The sequence below is a fragment of the Streptococcus sp. W151 genome (genome assembly GCF_053010205.1).
The window spans coordinates 108,965-125,423 of sequence record NZ_JBRKNT010000003.1; the positions used below are offsets into that span (position 1 = coordinate 108,965).

The following is a 16,459-nucleotide window of genomic DNA, read 5'->3' on the forward strand; positions in this document are numbered from 1 at the left end:
GTGTTTCAAAAAGGAGTACAAGATGGTATCGACAAAAACACAAATTGCTGGTTTTGAATTTGACAACTGCTTGATGAATGCGGCAGGCGTCGCCTGTATGACCACTGAGGAATTAGAAGAAGTGAAGAACTCAGCTGCGGGGACCTTTGTAACCAAGACAGCGACCTTAGAATTCCGTGCAGGAAATCCCGAACCACGCTACCAAGATGTGCCGCTTGGTTCGATCAATTCGATGGGGTTACCTAACCAAGGGTTGGACTATTATTTGAATTACTTATTGGAGTTGCAAGAAACGGATCCTGACCGGACCTTCTTCTTATCTCTCGTCGGCATGTCTCCTGAAGAAACTCATACCATCTTGAAAAAAGTGCAAGACAGTGACTTTAAAGGCTTGACAGAATTGAACCTATCCTGCCCCAATGTCCCTGGAAAACCTCAGATCGCCTATGATTTTGATACGACAGATCGGATCTTGTCCGAGGTCTTTGCCTATTTCACAAAACCGCTTGGTATTAAATTGCCACCTTACTTTGATATTGTTCACTTCGATCAAGCAGCAGCGATCTTTAACAAATACCCACTCGAGTTTGTCAATTGTGTCAATTCGATCGGAAATGGTCTCTACATAGAGGATGAATCCGTGGTAATTCGTCCAAAGAACGGCTTTGGTGGGATTGGTGGAGAGTATGTCAAACCAACTGCCCTTGCTAATGTCCATGCCTTTTATCAACGTCTGAATCCAGAAATTCAAATTATAGGGACAGGTGGTGTCTTGACCGGTCGCGATGCCTTTGAACATATTCTATGTGGGGCTAGTATGGTGCAAATCGGAACCACGCTTCATAAAGAAGGAGTGGAAGCTTTTGAACGCATCACTGCTGAGCTCAAAGCCATCATGGAAGAAAAAGGCTACCAAGGCTTGGAAGATTTCCGTGGGAAATTACACTACATTGACTAATTTTTCGAAAAAAACTTCCTCAAGTGGAAACTTGGGGAAGTTTTTTATGATAGTGGGACAGTAATCGGTAATTCGTTAGAATTCGATTTCGTCGTCCCACCTCCGCACAGTTGAGTAGGGCTGTAAAAGCTGATGAAATCAGCGTAGTAGAGCCCACTCAACCACTGCGTCTTGCTCGACAATCCAAAAATAATTGAGAGGCTAGGACTTTTGTCCCAACCTCATTCTGTTCCTAGTTTTAGGAATTTTCCATTTTTATAGAGAGAAAAAGGTGTACAATGGAGGTGAAAAGGAAGGTGATTTATATGGAAGAAAGGGATGTGATTCAAGAGGCAAGGACGACGGTCACCCTTCTTCAAACAGCCTTTTTGAAAGGATGCACCCCCAGTCCAGATGCCTTTCGATTTCGAGAAAATCTAGATCAGATGTTGAAAGGTTTACGAAAGGCTAGGCGGGTAGACAATCGTCTGTTGATTGAGTTAGAAAAGTTTTATCAGACTGCCAGTCTATTGATTGGTCTGGGTGGGCTAGCTTTGAACGAAGAGGCCTTTCAAGCTTGGCGAGCTTATGATCACTGGTATTACGAGGTTGTGAAGCCCCAGTTACAGGTCTACGGACCGACGGTGGTTTTGTAGTTGAGACTAGCTTTGTGTTTGTCAACAGATATTCAGAGGAGGTGTTGGTCATGGTAGTCCTTCATGATTTTCTACATCAGTTAACCCTATCGTTTTTGAATTTCTACTATTCACTCTTTTTCTTATTTGAAAAATAAGAAGGATTGAATCCCTTTTACATATAGTAGAAGGGATTTTTGATGCAGAATCCTTGAAAATCTGAGGCTCTTGGATTATGATGGAGCTAATAGATAAGAAGTGTTCCTTTTAGGAAATGCGGAAAGCGAGGAAGAAAGATGGCAGAGATTTATCTAGCAGGTGGCTGTTTTTGGGGCTTGGAGGAGTATTTTTCACGGATCCCCGGTGTAGAAGAGACGACGGTGGGCTATGCCAATGGCCAGGTGGAAACGACCAATTACCAACTGATCAAGGAAACGGATCATGCAGAGACTGTACAAGTTATCTACGATCCAGACAAGATCACTCTACGAGCGATTCTGCTCTACTATTTCCGGGTGATCGATCCCTTATCCATTAACAAACAGGGAAATGATCGAGGCCGCCAATATCGGACAGGTGTTTATTATATAGACGAAGCAGACCGTGAAGTGATCGCCCAAGTGTTTGCGGAAGAAGAGGAACAACTGGGCCACAAAATCGCGGTTGAGTTAGAACCCTTGCGCCACTACATCCTAGCTGAGGACTACCACCAAAACTACCTCAAGAAGAATCCTGGGGGCTATTGCCATATTGATGTGACGGATGCTGATCAGCCCTTGATTGATCCAGCAGCTTATCAGAAGCCAGATCAAGAAACCCTAAAGACAAAACTGACAGCAGAACAGTACCAAGTCACTCAAGAAAGTGCGACGGAGCGTCCTTTCCACAATGCCTATGATCAGACCTTTGAAGAGGGGATTTATGTGGATATTACGACGGGGGAACCTCTCTTTTTTGCCAAGGATAAGTTTGCGTCTGGCTGTGGCTGGCCAAGTTTCTCCCGTCCCATTGCCAAAGACGTCGTCCACTATTACCAGGACCATAGCCACGGAATGGAGCGGATCGAAGTTCGTTCCCGCTCAGGCAATGCCCATCTCGGCCATGTCTTCACCGATGGACCCAAAGACCAGGGTGGGCTTCGCTACTGTATCAATTCGGCCTCTCTGCGCTTTATTCCAAAAGAAGAGATGGAGCAAGAAGATTATGGTTATTTGTTAAAAGCTTTGAAATAAGAGGGGCTTTCTAGCAGATCGAAAAACAGAGTTTATGATGAAAAATAGAAATTTATGGCGAACGATTTTTGCGCTTTCGGCTTTGGTGACTCTAATTGGATTAGGATTTATTGCCTATAATCATTTTGTATTTCATCAACCTTTTATGAATCGGACGACAAAAGGATTGCTTTCCGCCTTTTTCCTAAGTCTTGTCATGGTTGCGATTAGCTTGTCCAAATCAAACGATAAGAAGTGATTTGCGACCATTTATATGAATCAATCAACTGTGCAAGAGCAGGACGATGAAGCGTTTCTAAACAATGGCGCTTCTGTCCTACTCTCTTTTTTCTCTTCTTAAAAATTGTGATACAATGAAGAGAAAGTATTTCAATGACAGCTCCATCTGTTGGAGGATCATTGGAAAAATCAGATACGAAGAAGAGGTAGGAATGTTAGAGAAGTGGGAAAATGTGAAAGGGACCATCAAGACGATGGGAAAAGAGTTGTCAGTGGCCTTTGATTGGGCTTTTGATCGTCTCTTTTCAAGGATTGAGCTGACGAATGAACAGTTTGTCTATGTGCTCTTGTCCATCGTTTTTATCGTGGCCAATGCCATCTTGTGGGTACAAAAGTTCCAAGGTTTTCCGATCACCGCAACCGAACGGCCAGAGGTTGTGTACAAGGCCAAAACACCGGCTGATCAGATTCCTCATACAGCTCGAATCATGGCGAATGGAGACCAGCTCTATCATGATCTGGTCTATATGAGTGCACAAAAGGAAGACGGAAGCTATGATTTTCATGAAAATTATGAGTATGTCAAACCCTGGCTACAAAAAGCGGATCTAGCCTTGGGTGATTTTGAGGGAACCATTAACCCGAATTACTATTTGTCAGGTTATCCTCTCTTTAATGCACCGAGCGAAGTCGTACCAGCCATTAAGGATGCTGGTTATGATGTCATGGATTTGGGACACAACCATATCTTGGATTCAGGCCTAGATGGGGTCTATTCGACAGCCAAGGCTTTTGAAGATGCAGGCATCACACCTGTCGGTGTCTACACGCATGAAAAGAGAGGGCAAGCTCCCTTGGTGATCAAGGAAGTGAATGGCATCAAGATTGCTATTCTAGCCTATGCTTATGGCTTTAATGGGATGGAAACGACTCTCACTCCAGAGGAGCAGGAGAATGTCTTGTCTGACCTAGATGAAGAACGGATGAAGGCAGAGATCCAAAAGGCGGAGCAAGAGGCTGATATCACCATTGTCATGCCCCAGATGGGAATTGAGTACCAGTTAGAGCCGACAGAAGAGCAAAAAGAGCTCTATCATAAGATGATTTCTTGGGGCGCTGATATCGTTTTTGGCGGCCATCCCCATGTTGTAGAGCCCGCTGAAGTGGTCAATAAAGATGGTCAAAACAAGCTCATCATCTACTCGATGGGGAATTTTCTCTCCAATCAACGTCTGGAAACCATGGAGGGCGTGGAGACTGCCCAATGGACAGAGCGAGGAGTCTTGATGGATGTAACCATCGAAAAGGTCGGTCGCAAGACAAAGATTAAGACGGCTACTGCTCATCCAACCTGGGTTAGTCGAACCCCGAAGGGAACCTATCCTCCTGAAGGCTATGAGTTGTACAAGTACCAGACCTATATTTTGGAAGATTTTATCCAGGGTGGCAAATACCGCGACAAGCTGGATGAGGAGACCAAGGAGAGAGTGGACACGGCCTACCGAGAAATGAAGGAACATGTTCACTTGGACTGGCCTCAGAATGGAAAGGAATAGAGCATGGAAGGAAATGTGAACTGGATTCCGCTTGGGATTCTAGGATTGATGGTGGTAATTTGGGCAACCAAATTTCTGACGGCCATCCGCCTCGCGCAAAAGCTGAAAAAAGCTTGGGATGGAGCGCCTTTCTTTCGTAAGAAAGACACGGAAGAAAGTTTGATTGACAGTCTTGCTTATCCGGCTAAGGGAAAGACGATCGATAGCCAAGTGGATGATCAGACTTGGCATGATTTAGCTTTGGACGCTGTCTTTGATCAGCTCAACTACACCCAATCGAGCCTTGGGGCAGAAGCTCTCTATCAAAAAATGCGCCTGCTGGAATTCCAGCCTCAGGATCAACTTCATGACTTAGAGGCCTTCTTTGAAGAGCATCCTGATTTGCGGCTCAAGGTCCAGGTCATTTTCAACCAACTGGGCAAGAAGAACCACAACATGGCGCGTAGCATTGTCGCAAATCCTGGCAAGCATTATGCAGGTTTGCCCTTCTATATAGCCTTGGCCTGTCTTCCCATCCTCTGTTTCTTTGCCATTCCCTTTGAGCCGGTTGGGGCGATTACTCTCATGGTGATCAGTGTGGTCTTTAATATCGTCTTTTCAAGTTTGCGCAATTGGTCCAATAAAATCCGTCTGGACAATGTTAGCTATCTGGTCCGCATCTTTGCTTCGGCAGAACGCATAAGCCATCTAGCCTTGCCACAACAAGAAGAACTCAAGCAAGCGGTCAAACCCTTTAAGAAAGCTCGGATCCTTGCCAGTGTCTTGCAGAGTCCAACGGGGACTTCTGAGATGGAAATTATTCTTCTCTACCTCAATGTCCTCTTTTTACTCCCGCAGATCGCCCAGGTTTATATTTACAATCAGGTGAAGTCTCATCAAAAAGAGGCCCAGAAACTTCTGGATCTGCTAGGGGAGATGGAAGTCGCTATTAGTCTCTTGCGCCACAAGCGGGACCTAGAAGTGGTCTGCCAGCCAGTCTTTACAGAGACGGGTGGGATTGAAGGTGAGACGCTCTATCATCCCTTGCTGTCCAATCCGATTGCAAATGATGTGCATTTTCAAAAAAATATGGTCATCAGTGGGGACAATGCGTCTGGGAAATCGACCTATTTGAAGACCGTCGCTATCAATGCTATTCTGGCTCAAGGGCTCGGCTTTGCCTATGGAGAAACCTTGGCTCTGCCTTACGGTCATGTCCTAACGGCTATGGATGTAAGCGATGATATTGAAGTTGGAGATAGCTACTTTATCACTGAAAGTAAAGCTATTTTGCGTATGATTCAGCACCTCAAAGAGCCAGGTTTTCACTACTTCTTTATTGACGAGCTCTTTAAGGGGACCAATACCATCGAGCGGATCGGATCAGGCCTTGGAATTGTCCGCTGGTTGGCTGCCCAAAACTGTCTCTACATGATTTCCAGCCATGATATTGAGCTGGTCGCAGCCTCTGGTGAGGTCAATGATAATTACCATTTTGACAGTCGCTATGTGGATGGCAAGATCGTCTTTGACTACCAGATCAAGCCAGGATCAGCCGTAACCAAGAATGCGGTCAATACCTTAGAAAGCCTGCACTATCCAGAGGAGATTACGCAAACAGCCAAGGACTTAATTGACCAGTATGAAGAGACGGGACACTGGTCTTTGAAAGAAATTGAAAAAGAATGAAAAATGAACGAAGGAATTTGTAAATGATCGGTTTAGGGACCTTTTATAATGCCTTAGGAGTTGTATTTGGTGGGCTTTTAGGACTGCTCATCGGTCAACGTTTATCAGAGGATTTTCATGAGACCCTTCTGAAAGTGACAGGAGTTGCTGTTTTTGTCTTGGGCATCGCAGGGACCTTGGAAAAGATGCTGGTGGTGCATGGAAGTCATGTGGAAAGTCACGGCAGTATGATGTTGATTCTGAGTCTAGTAATCGGGACCGTTATCGGGGAACTCTTGAAGATTGAGGAGGGTTTTGAGCGCCTGGGAACCTGGCTGAAGGAAAAGACGGGCAACCAAGGCGATTCCAGCTTTGTCGATGCCTTTATGACCACGGCCTTGACCATTTGTATCGGGGCTATGGCGGTAGTCGGAGCAGTCCAGGATGGCTTGACAGGGGACACTTCGACCTTGTTGGCTAAGGCTATTCTGGATATGGTCATCGTTTTGGTTTTGACCGTTTCAAAAGGAAAGGGTGCCATCTTTGCGGTGGTCCCACTCGTGATCTTTCAGGGGGCGATTACGCTGTTGGCCCATTTGATCGCACCGATCATGACCCCACAAGCGCTGTCGAATCTCTCACTGGTTGGCTCCAGCCTCATTCTCTGTGTTGGGATCAACCTCATCTGGGGCAAACGAATCAAGGTAGCCAATCTCCTTCCAGCAGTGTTGATTGCCATTATTTGGGCCTTTCGATGGATTTATTGATAAAACAAAAGTGTTATTTGAATTTGTTGAATTTAGCAAGGTATAAATTTCTATGAAATGAAACCTACAAAACTTGTACGGATATTGTAGGGTAAGAAAAGAAATCTTCCTCTATACTAAAATAAACTGAAGGAAAGGGGGGACGAAATGAATATTATCAAGTCGTTTAACAATACGATTGATTACCTTGAAACAGTTCTTGATGATGAGATTGATGAAAAGAAAGTAACTCAGTTATCCGGATATTCGTATTCAATGTTCAGTCGCTTGTTTTCTATTCTGACCGAAACAACGCTCTCAGAATATTTAAGAAGTAGAAGATTAACGGAAGCAGCCGTTATATTAAGAGATACGGATGAAAAGATTATTGATGTTGCTTTCAAATTCGGATACGAGTCATCGGATTCATTTGGGACTGCTTTTAAGAATTTTCATGGATTTACTCCTTCGGAGGTGAGAAATGGGAAACCATTCAAATTAGTTTCACGTGTGCAATTAGCACTCAGTGTAAGAGGAGGAAGAAGCATGAATATTACAATTCAAAAGAAACAAGCCTTTGCAGTCGCAGGGGTAAATGAACACAGCATCAATTCATCATTATGTCCAAGTGTCTGGGATAAGCTGTATGAAAAATATAGCCACGATGAACTTGCAAGTTTGGGAAACGGTCAAAGTATTGGCGTTTGCCATGATGTGGAAAACCCAAGCACAATAAACTATATGGCAGGCTATATTGTTAATGATGTAGATAAAGCAAGAAGCATGGACTTAGATGTTTTAGAAGTTGATGAAGCAGAGTATGCCGTTGTAGAGTTAACAGGATGTGTTCCAGATTGCATTCATACCGGATGGAAATATGCGATGGAAGTATTCTTTCCTGAGCATGGCTATGTTCATTCAGGAAAGCCTGACTTTGAATACTACTATGAGGGTGATTTGCATAGCAAAGACTATAAAATGGAGCTGTGGATTCCGATAACTAAAGCTTAAAAACCATATTGAGATATAGCGTAAAGTAAGAGGAAATATTATGCCAAGACCAAGAACAAAAGAAGATTTAATGATTGCAGCGAAAGAAAACTATGATAAGTTGAACGTATTAATTGCTAAGCTATCTGACGAAGAATTAAACACACCTCTTGACTTTTCAAGTGATGAAAAAAAGAAAGAGGCTCATTGGAAAAGAGACAAAAATTTAAGAGATATTTTGATTCATTTATATGAATGGCACCAACTTCTTTTGAATTGGGTAGATACAAATTTAAAGGGAGTGGCAAAACCTTTTATTCCAGCTCCATATAATTGGAAAACTTATGGAGATATGAATGTCGAGTTTTGGAAAAAACATCAAAATACTTCTCTTGAAGATGCAAAAGAAATGTTTCATAAATCCCATAAAGATATTTTAGAATTAGCTGAGAGATTTACAAACGAAGAATTGTTTTCAAAAGATGTCTATAAGTGGGTAGGAGGAAGTGTACTTGGTTCGTATTTTGTAAGCACTACTTCAAGTCATTATGATTGGGCGATGAAGAAATTAAAAGCACATCAAAAAAATTGTAAGAAAAAATAAGCAGATATGGTATCTTTTTGGTAGCTAAACAGACAAAATATCTTGTTTTTTGCAAATAATACTTAAAAAGAATGTTGATTTATCAGCATTCTTTTTCATTTCAAATCAATTCTCGGAATTAGAAAAAGAGGGGCATTATCTTTTTGCAAATATGGGAAGTAATTTATGGAAACCCTGATTTTTGGTATGATAGTCGTAATTTCGAATAGGGAGGTTGGAGTCGCCATGAGTGATTTGAATCAGACAGTTGAATTTATTAAAGAAATCGAGAAATTAAAGTCAGTAACAAGGTTTAATAGAACCCTTGATGGACGGTTTGAAAATAGTGCCGAGCATTCCTGGCAGGGTGCGATAGCTGCGATGGTTTTTCAAGATTATTATCCTGAAAAATTGAATATGGAAAAGGTCATGTTTCTGTTATTGATTCATGATTTAGGTGAGATTTATGCTGGAGATACTTGGGTGTTTGATGATGAAAAAAAGCGTCACTCTCATGATAGAGAGCTAGCATCTATAGAAAAAACAATGAGCCTCCTTCCAGAAGCAACCTATTTGAATATGAAAAATTCGTGGTTGGAGTTTGAAAAAGGACAGAGTCCTGTGGCAAGATATGCAAGAGTGATTGATGCATTGGTACCACTGATCAATCACTTGGAAGTGTCAGAAGTAAATTATAATCCCGATCATATCCGTTCAGAGATGGTATTAGAAAAGAAAAAATTTATAAAAAGTGAGTCCAAAGTGTTATGGAAACTGACGGAAGAGTTGGTTCAGGAAAGTGTAGAAAAGGGATTATATTTATGATATCACTTGGTCTTTAGTAGCAACTTTCAGACTAAAAGGAAACCACCTGTTTTCACGGGTGGTTTTGACTGGCTTGATCTGTGGTATAATGGGAACAGATAGTTTGCACCCTATGAAAGGGAAAAGGTTAGATTGTATGATTAAGTTGATTGCAACAGATATGGATGGAACCTTATTAGATGAACGAGGAGAGGTGGACCTTCCGCGTCTGGAAAGGCTGTTGAACCACTTGGATCAAAAAGGGATTCGCTTTGTCATTGCTACGGGAAATGAAATCCATCGCATGCGCCAGCTCTTGGGTCCCTTGGTCAAGCGGGTGACCTTGGTCATCGCTAACGGAGCTCGGATTTTCGAAGACGACCAGATGATTTTAGGAAAATTCTGGGATCGGGAATTGGTGGAGGCGGTTCTTGCTTATTTTAAGGGCCGGGAAATTTCAGACCAGTTGGTTGTATCTGCTGTTAATGGTGGCTTTGTCAAGGAAGGAACGGTCTTTACAGAAGTTGAAAAATTCATGCGGCCGGAAGTGATTGAAGCCTTGTACAAGCGGATGAAGTTTGTTCCGGAATTAACAGCCGATTTGTTTGATCAGGTGCTTAAAATGAGCTTGGTGGTTGGCTTGGATCGTCTTGATCAAGTGCGTCGGGAAGTCCAACAGGCTTTTGGAGATCAGCTGATGGCGGTTTCGAGCGGTTTTGGCAGCATGGATCTCTTACAAGCAGGTATTCACAAGGCTTGGGGACTGGCTCAATTAATGGAGAAATGGCAGCTTGATGCTAGTCAGGTCATGGCCTTTGGGGATAGCGGAAACGACATCGAAATGCTTGAAATGGCTGCTCACTCCTATGCTGTGGCTAATGCAGAAAGAGATGTCAAGGCTGTTGCCAAACACCTAGCACCGGGCCATCAAGAAGGCGGTGTCTACCAGGTGATCGAAGAGTATCTAGGATTGACCCCCTGGGAACAAGTGAAAGGAAAGAAGTAGATGGCGGTACAACTGTTAGAAAACTGGCTCTTAAAGGAGCAGGAGAAAATTTTAACAACCTATCGGGAGCTCAATCAAGCTCCTCTGAAGGAGCCGGGGTTGATCTTTATCGGAGACTCAATCGTGGAGTATTTTCCCATTCATGAACTGCTCCAAAGTCCGAAACACATGGTCAATCGAGGAGTACGAGGCTATAAGACGGATCTCCTTCGTGAATATCTAGACGCCCATGTCTTTGGAACGGCGGTGGATCAGATCTTTCTCTTGATCGGGACCAATGATATCGGAAAAGAAATCCCTCAAAGGGAAACCTTAGACAATGTAGAAGCGGTCTTACAAGCGATCATGCGGGACTTTCCGCTAACGAAAATCAACCTGATCTCGGTTCTACCGGTCAGTCAAGAAGAGCGCTACAAACAAAAGGTCTATGTGCGGACCAATGAAAAAATTCAAGCCCTCAATCAAGCATACAGAGAATTAGCACAAGCCTACCACCAGGTCAGCTATGTCGATGTGTATTCGTCTTTATTGGATGAAGCGGGGCAGTTAGCAGAAGCCTATACGACAGATGGCCTTCATTTAAGTGTATCTGGGTATCGCATCCTAGCCCAAGCTCTGCAGGAGACATTATAGGGATAAAAATAGGGAGTGAAAAAAGCCCAACCAGACAAATCTTCAAAGGAAGATTTGTTTTTTTAAAACTTTTGGTTGACAAATGTAAATCTTAGGTATAAAATAGCATCATAAGATTTACAAATGTAGATTTTGAAAGGAGAAACCATGCAAATTTCCAATGCGGAATGGCGCATCATGAAGATTATCTGGATGGAAGGCAAGCAGACCAGCACAGATTTGATCGCGGTCTTATCTGAACGCTTTGATTGGTCGAAGTCAACCATCAAAACCCTCTTGACCCGCTTGGTGGAGAAAGGCTGTCTGACCAGAGAAAAATCTGGTAAAGCCTTTGTCTACTCGCCACTGTTGACGCAGGACCAGAGTTTAGACTTGGTGGTTGAAGATGTGAAAGACAAGGTTTGCTCAAAAAGAATTGTCCAGGTGCTGGAGAACTTAATTGAGGAAAGTGACTTTACGCTAGCAGATCTTAATCACTTGCAGCTGGTCCTTGAAGGAAAGAAAGCAGAGGCTGTCGAAACAGTCCGCTGTAATTGTATGTAATAGAAAGAAAGAAGGAAATTCCATGTTTGGATTGTTGATTAGTATCATTTGTTTACTTTTGGTTGTCTTTATTGCTTGGTGGTTCTTTGCAGACCATGAAAAGGAAAGCGACCATGCGCGCCAAAAATCAGGTTATCAAGAAATTGAAGTCGAAGTCATGGGTGGCTATTCGCCTGAAACCATTGTCCTGAAAAAGAATGTTCCAGCCCGCATCATTTTTAACCGCAAGGACCCCTCCTCGTGTCTCGACCAAGTGGTCTTTCCAGACTTTGGCGTTCATGAAGATTTGCCTTTGGGTGAAAAACATGTCATTGAAATAACGCCAGAAAAAGCGGGTGAATATGGATATTCATGTGGAATGAACATGATGCATGGTCACATGATTGTGGAATAAAGGAGTAGCTATGGCAGAAAAACAAAAAGCAGTTGTGGAAAACGGAGTGCAAAAGATCCGCATTACAGCAGAAAAAGGCTATAGTCCAAAGGAATTTCAACTTCAAAAAGGGATCCCTGCTGAAATCACCTTCCATCGGGTCAATCCTTCCGGCTGTTACAAGGAAATTTTGTTTGAAGATCAGGGGATTTTAGAGCCTTTGGAAGTCGGTGTGGATAAGGTGATATCCTTTACCCCGACAGAAACAGGGGACTTCGAGTTTTCATGTGGAATGAAGATGCAAAAGGGTTCCTACACGGTTGTGGAAAAACGCCGTCGTGTCTTCAGTTTACTGGGTCGCTTTTGGATTACTAGTATCTTTACTCTTCCCTTATTGATCTTGATGATCGGGATGATGGCAGGATTTGTATCCCATCCAGTCAGTCGCTGGGGGACTTTTCTAGCGACAACGCCGATCATGTTGGTAGCAGGAGTTCCTTTTATCAAGAGTGCCTGGGCCTCATTTAAGAAGCACCATTCCAATATGGATACCTTGGTAGCTCTTGGAACCCTGGTAGCCTATGTCTATAGTGTATTTGCCCTTTTTACTGGTCAGCCAGTATACTTTGAGGCTGCGGGTTTTATCATCTTCTTTATCCTCTTAGGGCAAATCTTTGAAGAACGGATGCGTAACAATGCCTCCGAGGCTGTGGAAAAGTTGTTGGATTTGCAGGCAAAAACGGCTCAAGTTCTCCGTGATGGGAACTATGTCGAGGTGGCGGCAGAAGATATCCAAATTGATGACTTGATTCGGGTCCGTCCTGGGGAAAAGATTGCGGTTGATGGGACGATTGTAGAAGGAAGTACGACCATTGATGAGTCGATGGTGACAGGTGAAAGCTTGCCTGTGGAAAAATCAGTTGGTGATGCAGTTATCGGCTCCACTATCAACAGCAATGGGACCATTCTCTTTAAGGCTGAAAAAGTCGGTAGTGAGACCCTCTTATCTCAAATTGTAGACTTTGTCAAAATGGCCCAATCCAGTCGTGCTCCTATTCAAGATTTGACGGATAAGATTTCAGGTATCTTTGTTCCAGTGGTGACGATTTTGGCCATTGCGACTTTCTGGGTTTGGTCCGTGCTTCTGGGCGCGTCGCTTCAAGAGGCCATGCTCTATGCAGTCTCTGTCCTCATTATTGCCTGTCCTTGTGCCCTTGGTTTAGCAACCCCAACAGCCCTGATGGTCGGAACCGGACGTAGTGCCAAGATGGGGGTTCTGATTAAAAATGGAACAGTTCTTCAAGAAGTGCAAAAGATTCAAACCGTTGTGTTTGATAAGACAGGGACTATTACCATTGGCCAACCACTTGTAACCGATGTTGTAGGAGATGAAGCGCGTGTCTTGACACTGGCTGCTAGTCTTGAAACTTTTTCAGAACATCCACTAGCCCAAGCGGTGTTATCCCAAGCAGAAGAAAAAGGTTTGGTGTTATCCCCTGTGGAAAACTTCCAAGCGATTGAAGGAAAAGGGGTCCAAGGTCAGATCGACCAGCAGTTGGTGACCTTGGGAAATGGCAAACTTCATGACGGGACAGCGATGGATCCGGAGCTTGAAAAACGGATGGTAGAGTTGCAAGAGCAGGCCAAAACAGTGATCAGTTTGTCTGTGGATGGGCAAGTGATTGGGTTGATTGCCATTCAAGATGCTCCGAAGGCCAGCTCAAAAGAAGCGATCAAAAAGCTCAAAGAACGGGGCTTGAAAACGGTCATGTTAACGGGGGATAATGAACGGGTGGCCCAAGCTATTGCTAAGCAAGTGGGAATTGACACCGTCATTGCTGATGTCCTTCCTCAAGAAAAAGCTAGCGCCATCCAAAAACTGCAAGAAGCTAGCAAGGTCGCCTTTGTTGGAGATGGGATCAATGATGCTCCAGCTCTCTCGATCGCAGATGTGGGGATCGCTATGGGATCTGGAACGGATATTGCGATCGAGTCCGGTGGCATCGTGCTCACGCAAAATGATTTGCTTGGCGTTGTGCGCGCCTTTGACATGAGTCAAAAGACCTTCCGCAGGATCTTACTCAATCTCTTCTGGGCCTCTATCTACAATATCCTTGGGATTCCAATTGCTGCTGGAGTCTTTGCAGGACTGGGATTGACCCTCAATCCAGAACTAGCAGGTCTTGCTATGGCCCTTAGTTCTTTGTCTGTTTTGACTAGCTCGCTACTTCTCAATGTTGCGAAAATTGATTAAATGAAACAAAAGTGATACAGCATTTTGTATCACTTTTTTTCTCTTTTCCTTAGAGCGACGAGGGAAAAGAGAGGGTATGGAAATATAGTATAATACCCTATTGTAGGATAGTTTGTGAAAATTTCTCAAAAAGTGCATCTGTTATGGAATAGGGATTGAGCATCTCTGAGCAGATTCTTATACATGTGAATTTCTTTGTGATAAATTAATACTGTAATCGTTTTGTAAATCGTTTTCATGAGAAATGTCAGAAAAAACTCATTTTCAAAACGAAACCTGATCGCAAAGATGAAGTAGAAGCGCTATGCTGCATTTTTAAAGGATCAAAATAGATTTAAAGGAGAGTTAGAATGACTCAAGGGAAAATTACTGCATCTGCAGCAATGCTCAACGTATTGAAGACATGGGGCGTAGACACGATCTACGGAATCCCATCAGGAACACTTAGCTCATTGATGGACGCTTTGGCTGAAGACAAAGATATCCGTTTCTTGCAAGTTCGCCACGAAGAAACAGGTGCTCTTGCAGCGGTTATGCAAGCTAAATTTGGCGGCTCTATCGGGGTTGCAGTTGGTTCAGGTGGACCTGGTGCGACTCACTTGATCAACGGTGTTTACGATGCAGCTATGGATAACACTCCATTCCTTGCTATCCTTGGATCACGTCCAGTTAACGAATTGAACATGGATGCCTTCCAAGAATTGAACCAAAACCCAATGTACAACGGTATCGCTGTTTACAACAAACGTGTAGCTTACGCTGAGCAATTGCCAAAAGTCATTGACGAAGCTTGCCGTGCTGCCGTTTCTAAAAAAGGTCCAGCTGTCGTTGAAATTCCAGTAAACTTTGGTTTCCAAGAAATCGACGAAAACTCATACTACGGTTCAGGTTCTTACGAGCGTTCATTCATCGCTCCTGCTTTGAACGAAGTTGAAATCGACAAAGCTGTTGAAATTTTGAACAACGCTGAACGTCCAGTTATCTACGCTGGTTACGGTGGTGTTAAAGCTGGTGAAGTAATCACTGAATTGTCACGTAAAATCAAAGCACCAATCATCACAACTGGTAAAAACTTCGAAGCGTTCGAATGGAACTACGAAGGTTTGACAGGTTCTGCTTACCGTGTTGGTTGGAAGCCAGCCAACGAAGTGGTCTTTGAAGCAGACACAGTTCTTTTCCTTGGTTCAAACTTCCCATTTGCTGAAGTATACGAAGCATTCAAAAACACTGAAAAATTCATCCAAGTGGATATCGACCCTTACAAGCTTGGTAAACGCCACGCTCTTGACGCTTCAATCCTTGGTGATGCAGGTCAAGCAGCTAAAGCGATCCTTGATAAAGTAAACCCAGTTGAGTCTACTCCATGGTGGCGTGCAAACGTGAAGAACAACCAAAACTGGCGCGATTACATGAACAAACTCGAAGGTAAAACTGAGGGTGAATTGCAATTGTATCAAGTTTACAATGCAATCAACAAACATGCTGATCAAGACGCTATCTACTCAATCGACGTAGGTGACACTACTCAAACATCTACTCGTCACCTTCACATGACACCTAAGAACATGTGGCGTACATCTCCACTCTTTGCGACAATGGGTATTGCCCTTCCTGGTGGTATCGCTGCTAAGAAAGATAATCCAGATCGCCAAGTATGGAACATCATGGGTGACGGTGCATTCAACATGTGCTACCCAGACGTGATCACAAACGTTCAATACGACCTTCCAGTTATCAACGTTGTCTTCTCAAATGGTAAATATGCCTTCATCAAGGACAAATACGAAGACACAAACAAACACTTGTTTGGTTGTGACTTCCCTAATGCTGACTATGCGAAAATCGCTGAAGCGCAAGGTGCTGTAGGATTTACAGTTGACCGTATCGAAGACATCGATGCAGTTGTTGCAGAAGCTGTTAAATTGAACAAAGAAGGTAAAACTGTTGTTATCGATGCTCACATCACTCCACATCGTCCACTTCCAGTAGAAGTACTTGAGTTGGATCCAAAACAACACTCAGAAGAAGCAATCAAAGCCTTCAAGGAAAAATACGAAGCTGAAGAGCTTGTACCATTCCGCCTCTTCTTGGAAGAAGAAGGGTTGCAATCACGCGCAATTAAATAATTCCTCTCGTGGAAAATCAAAGATAAATTTGTAGACTTCTCTATTAGGTTACTGCCGACGATTTCATCATTGAAACCTTAATTTTCAATGATGGAATCTAGTGCGGAGCCTAGAAAAAGTCCCAAAGGATTTTTCGTAGTTTGATGAGCAAAGATTTGCCATCAAACTTGGTTCC

The 16,459-nt window shown here is 43.4% G+C and carries 16 protein-coding genes; all 16 read left to right on the forward strand.

The genetic code is table 11. The features are described from left to right. The first annotated feature begins 22 nt into the window (after window positions 1-22). The 16 genes from ACVC7Q_RS06690 (at window position 23) to spxB (ending at window position 16,284) form a co-directional block, all read left to right on the forward strand. On the forward strand, window positions 23-958 hold the full coding sequence (locus ACVC7Q_RS06690) for a dihydroorotate oxidase (protein WP_447265293.1): 936 nt from the start codon (window positions 23-25) through the stop codon (window positions 956-958). Window positions 959-1,236: 278 nt separating this feature from the next. After that, window positions 1,237-1,593 carry a helicase BlpT gene (locus ACVC7Q_RS06695; RefSeq protein ID WP_447265294.1) on the forward strand — a complete coding sequence of 119 codons (357 nt, stop codon included), beginning with the start codon at window positions 1,237-1,239 and terminating at the stop codon, window positions 1,591-1,593. A gap of 275 nt (window positions 1,594-1,868) precedes the next feature. Next, on the forward strand, window positions 1,869-2,804 hold the full coding sequence (msrB, locus tag ACVC7Q_RS06700) for a peptide-methionine (R)-S-oxide reductase MsrB (RefSeq protein ID WP_447265295.1): 936 nt from the start codon (window positions 1,869-1,871) through the stop codon (window positions 2,802-2,804). A 34-nt stretch (window positions 2,805-2,838) separates the two neighbouring features. Next, window positions 2,839-3,042: a hypothetical protein gene (locus ACVC7Q_RS06705; RefSeq protein ID WP_080982772.1), complete on the forward strand. Its 204-nt coding sequence runs from the start codon at window positions 2,839-2,841 to the stop codon at window positions 3,040-3,042. A gap of 193 nt (window positions 3,043-3,235) precedes the next feature. Further along, window positions 3,236-4,579 carry a CapA family protein gene (locus tag ACVC7Q_RS06710; RefSeq protein WP_447265296.1) on the forward strand — a complete coding sequence of 448 codons (1,344 nt, stop codon included), beginning with the start codon at window positions 3,236-3,238 and terminating at the stop codon, window positions 4,577-4,579. A 3-nt stretch (window positions 4,580-4,582) separates the two neighbouring features. After that, a complete protein-coding gene (locus ACVC7Q_RS06715; RefSeq protein WP_447265297.1) occupies window positions 4,583-6,247 on the forward strand; it encodes a MutS-related protein in 1,665 nt (554 codons plus the stop codon). A gap of 23 nt (window positions 6,248-6,270) precedes the next feature. After that, window positions 6,271-6,993 carry a DUF554 domain-containing protein gene (locus ACVC7Q_RS06720; RefSeq protein ID WP_447265298.1) on the forward strand — a complete coding sequence of 241 codons (723 nt, stop codon included), beginning with the start codon at window positions 6,271-6,273 and terminating at the stop codon, window positions 6,991-6,993. A 147-nt stretch (window positions 6,994-7,140) separates the two neighbouring features. Then, window positions 7,141-7,983: an AraC family transcriptional regulator gene (locus ACVC7Q_RS06725; RefSeq protein WP_447265299.1), complete on the forward strand. Its 843-nt coding sequence runs from the start codon at window positions 7,141-7,143 to the stop codon at window positions 7,981-7,983. A gap of 40 nt (window positions 7,984-8,023) precedes the next feature. Beyond that, entirely contained in the window at window positions 8,024-8,566 is a 543-nt protein-coding gene (locus ACVC7Q_RS06730) for a ClbS/DfsB family four-helix bundle protein (RefSeq protein ID WP_049502685.1), read from the forward strand. Window positions 8,567-8,791: 225 nt separating this feature from the next. Then, window positions 8,792-9,370 carry an HD domain-containing protein gene (locus ACVC7Q_RS06735; protein ID WP_447265357.1) on the forward strand — a complete coding sequence of 193 codons (579 nt, stop codon included), beginning with the start codon at window positions 8,792-8,794 and terminating at the stop codon, window positions 9,368-9,370. A 136-nt stretch (window positions 9,371-9,506) separates the two neighbouring features. Further along, window positions 9,507-10,355 (forward strand): Cof-type HAD-IIB family hydrolase, encoded by an 849-nt coding sequence (locus tag ACVC7Q_RS06740; RefSeq protein ID WP_447265300.1) that lies wholly within the window; start codon window positions 9,507-9,509, stop codon window positions 10,353-10,355. After that, on the forward strand, window positions 10,356-10,988 hold the full coding sequence (locus ACVC7Q_RS06745) for an SGNH/GDSL hydrolase family protein (protein WP_447265301.1): 633 nt from the start codon (window positions 10,356-10,358) through the stop codon (window positions 10,986-10,988). A 147-nt stretch (window positions 10,989-11,135) separates the two neighbouring features. Then, window positions 11,136-11,531, forward strand: coding sequence for a CopY/TcrY family copper transport repressor (locus ACVC7Q_RS06750; RefSeq protein WP_447265302.1), 396 nt, complete (start codon window positions 11,136-11,138; stop codon window positions 11,529-11,531). Between the two features lie 22 nt (window positions 11,532-11,553). Next, window positions 11,554-11,925, forward strand: coding sequence for a cupredoxin domain-containing protein (locus ACVC7Q_RS06755; RefSeq protein WP_447265303.1), 372 nt, complete (start codon window positions 11,554-11,556; stop codon window positions 11,923-11,925). A 10-nt stretch (window positions 11,926-11,935) separates the two neighbouring features. Then, a complete protein-coding gene (locus ACVC7Q_RS06760) occupies window positions 11,936-14,158 on the forward strand; it encodes a heavy metal translocating P-type ATPase (protein ID WP_447265304.1) in 2,223 nt (740 codons plus the stop codon). Between the two features lie 350 nt (window positions 14,159-14,508). Beyond that, entirely contained in the window at window positions 14,509-16,284 is a 1,776-nt protein-coding gene (gene spxB, locus ACVC7Q_RS06765) for a pyruvate oxidase (protein WP_006148113.1), read from the forward strand. Window positions 16,285-16,459 lie beyond the last annotated feature (175 nt).

Bases quoted from the DNA above. Each gene is read 5' to 3' on its own strand.
- ACVC7Q_RS06690 (WP_447265293.1), top strand. From the start codon at position 23: ATGGTATCGACAAAAACACAAATTGCTGGTTTTGAATTTGACAACTGC.
- ACVC7Q_RS06695 (WP_447265294.1), top strand. From the start codon at position 1,237: ATGGAGGTGAAAAGGAAGGTGATTTATATGGAAGAAAGGGATGTGATT.
- msrB (WP_447265295.1), top strand. From the start codon at position 1,869: ATGGCAGAGATTTATCTAGCAGGTGGCTGTTTTTGGGGCTTGGAGGAG.
- ACVC7Q_RS06705 (WP_080982772.1), top strand. From the start codon at position 2,839: ATGATGAAAAATAGAAATTTATGGCGAACGATTTTTGCGCTTTCGGCT.
- ACVC7Q_RS06710 (WP_447265296.1), top strand. From the start codon at position 3,236: ATGTTAGAGAAGTGGGAAAATGTGAAAGGGACCATCAAGACGATGGGA.
- ACVC7Q_RS06715 (WP_447265297.1), top strand. From the start codon at position 4,583: ATGGAAGGAAATGTGAACTGGATTCCGCTTGGGATTCTAGGATTGATG.
- ACVC7Q_RS06720 (WP_447265298.1), top strand. From the start codon at position 6,271: ATGATCGGTTTAGGGACCTTTTATAATGCCTTAGGAGTTGTATTTGGT.
- ACVC7Q_RS06725 (WP_447265299.1), top strand. From the start codon at position 7,141: ATGAATATTATCAAGTCGTTTAACAATACGATTGATTACCTTGAAACA.
- ACVC7Q_RS06730 (WP_049502685.1), top strand. From the start codon at position 8,024: ATGCCAAGACCAAGAACAAAAGAAGATTTAATGATTGCAGCGAAAGAA.
- ACVC7Q_RS06735 (WP_447265357.1), top strand. From the start codon at position 8,792: ATGAGTGATTTGAATCAGACAGTTGAATTTATTAAAGAAATCGAGAAA.
- ACVC7Q_RS06740 (WP_447265300.1), top strand. From the start codon at position 9,507: ATGATTAAGTTGATTGCAACAGATATGGATGGAACCTTATTAGATGAA.
- ACVC7Q_RS06745 (WP_447265301.1), top strand. From the start codon at position 10,356: ATGGCGGTACAACTGTTAGAAAACTGGCTCTTAAAGGAGCAGGAGAAA.
- ACVC7Q_RS06750 (WP_447265302.1), top strand. From the start codon at position 11,136: ATGCAAATTTCCAATGCGGAATGGCGCATCATGAAGATTATCTGGATG.
- ACVC7Q_RS06755 (WP_447265303.1), top strand. From the start codon at position 11,554: ATGTTTGGATTGTTGATTAGTATCATTTGTTTACTTTTGGTTGTCTTT.
- ACVC7Q_RS06760 (WP_447265304.1), top strand. From the start codon at position 11,936: ATGGCAGAAAAACAAAAAGCAGTTGTGGAAAACGGAGTGCAAAAGATC.
- spxB (WP_006148113.1), top strand. From the start codon at position 14,509: ATGACTCAAGGGAAAATTACTGCATCTGCAGCAATGCTCAACGTATTG.